General features: G+C 67.5%; 3 protein-coding genes. 1 reads left to right on the top strand and 2 read right to left on the bottom strand.

The window, feature by feature from the left end; genetic code table 11:
- Both Y703_RS18200 and tmk read right to left on the bottom strand, forming a co-directional pair.
- On the bottom strand, window positions 1–975 hold a 975-nt coding region (locus Y703_RS18200; protein ID WP_035763997.1), incomplete at its 3' end, for a DNA polymerase III subunit delta'.
- Window positions 972–1,616 carry a dTMP kinase gene (tmk, locus tag Y703_RS0105695; protein ID WP_026551941.1) on the bottom strand — a complete coding sequence of 215 codons (645 nt, stop codon included), beginning with the start codon at window positions 1,614–1,616 and terminating at the stop codon, window positions 972–974. The genes tmk and Y703_RS18200, both read right to left, overlap by 4 nt.
- A gap of 107 nt (window positions 1,617–1,723) precedes the next feature.
- On the opposite strand from tmk, the gene Y703_RS18195 reads away from it, so the two are divergent.
- The coding region (locus Y703_RS18195) for a PLP-dependent transferase (protein WP_035763996.1) at window positions 1,724–2,050 on the top strand (327 nt) is incomplete at its 3' end.

Genomic DNA, 2,050 nt, shown 5'->3' with positions numbered 1-2,050 from the left:
CTCCCTGCCGCTGGAGACCTGCAACATCAGCACGTCCCGGTAGAAGGAGGTCAGATCAGTCAATGCACGGTCGAAGTAGTCGTTCTTGGACCGTTTGGCCCTGCGCGTCTGGTCGTCCTCCAGCCGCTTGACCTGACCGCGGATGGCAGGCGGCAGTGTGCCACTCTCTGGAGCGCCGAGGGTGGCCAGCAGTGCCGACTTCTCCTGGGCGTCGCGTTGCTCGAAGGAGCTTTGAGCCTCGGCCTCGGCGAGCTTGACGAGGTCTGCGGCAGCCTTCATGGCGCCGGAGACGCTCTTCAGGTCCAGGGGCAACCTGACAATCTGGTTCCGCCGGTCCCGTGCGCCGTCGTCGGTGGCTAGCCGTTTAGCGACGCCGATGTGGCTTTGCGCTGCCCGGGCTGCCGCCTCAGCGGTCGCAGGGTCGATGCCATCGCGTTGAACCAACAGATCGGCAACGTCCTTGACCGGTGGGAGGCGCAGGTTAACGGCCCGGCACCGGGACCTGATGGTCACCAGCACATCGCCGGGACTCGGCGCGCAGAGCAGCCAGATGGTCCGGGGTGGTGGCTCTTCGATGGCCTTGAGCAGCACATTGGTGCTGCGCTCCTGCATCCGGTCCGCGTCCTCCACGATGATGACCCGCCAGCGACCGGTCGAGGGTTTGTCCTGTGCCTTGCGCACCAGCTCACGAGCCTCGTCGATGTTGATGGTCACTTTTTCGGTAGTGACGTTGGTAATGTCGGCGTGGGAGCCGGCGAGCGCGGTCCGGCAGGCCCGGCACTCCCCGCAGCCCCGCTCATCCAGTGCCTCTCGGTCGCAGAGCAGCGCGGCGGCGAAGGCTCGTGCAGCGTTGGACCGACCGGATCCAGGGGGTCCGGTGAACAGCCAGGCGTGGTTTGGCTGGTCGGCTGACGCTGCGCGTTGCAGCTGGTCGACCACTGGCTCCTGGCCCATCAGGAACGTCCAGACGCTCATGCCAGGTGCTCCTCGACGGCTTTGAGGATAGCGTCAGCCAACTCGTCGACCGGAGTCCGGGCCGGCAGCACCAAGTACTGCGCCGGGTCGGACGCCGCCCGTTCGAGGAAAGCGCTGCGGATCAGCGAATGAAAGGTGTCAGGTTCCGACTCCAACCGGTCTTCCGCCCCGTTCTGGATCCGCCGCCCGCGCCCCTCAAGGGGTTCGACGTCGAGCAGGACCGTCACATCGGGGCGCAGCCCCTCGACTGCCCACAGGTTGACCTCCAGGACGCTATCGGTCCCCAGGCCCCTGCCGGCACCCTGGTAAGCCACCGAGGAGTCGATATACCTGTCGCAGACGACGACGGCGCCGCGCTCCAGCGCGGGAAGAATCGCCTGGTGGACGTGCGCGGCCCGGGACGCGGCGAAGATCAGTGCCTCGGTCCGGGGGTCAATCTCACCCTGGCCGTGGTCAAGCACCAGGGAGCGCAGTTTTTCCCCGATTACAGTGCCGCCGGGCTCCCGGGTCCTCAGCACTTCACGCCCCCGCTTCTGCAGCGCAGTGGCGAGCAGGCCCGCCTGGGTCGACTTGCCGGCGCCGTCGCCGCCCTCGAAGGCGATGAACAGCCCGGACGTCCGGCGCGGGAATGGTGTACTCACGTGCCCAGCCTATCGAGGATCGCTGACACTCGATCCGGGGCAGGGGGCAAACCGATGGATCACGGGTCACATTTCACCGGGCAGCCCCAGCCAACTACCCTGAATCCATGACCCACCACGACCACCACCCGCTGGCACCCGACACGATCGTGGTGGCCGCCGGACGTCCCCCACGGGGGCACGATGCGCCGGTGAATCCTCCGATCGTCCTGTCGTCAACCTTCCACGAAACGGCGGATCCGGCGGCGGGGGACCGCATCTACGGCCGCATGTCCAACCCCACCTGGGATCCGTTCGAGGAGGCCCTCGGGAAGCTCGAGGGTGCTTCCCTCCCGGCCCTCGTCTTCAGCTCGGGTCTTGGCGCGGCTGCCGCGGCGTTAGCACTGGTGCCGGCGGGCGGCGTCGTCGTGATGCCCAGCCACGCCTACGCAGGG

The sequence above is a fragment of the Arthrobacter sp. H20 genome (genome assembly GCF_000520515.1).
Lineage (GTDB): Bacteria > Actinomycetota > Actinomycetes > Actinomycetales > Micrococcaceae > Arthrobacter_D.
Note: the sequence above shows the minus strand (reverse complement) of the source record. Positions and strands in the feature narration are given on the sequence as shown.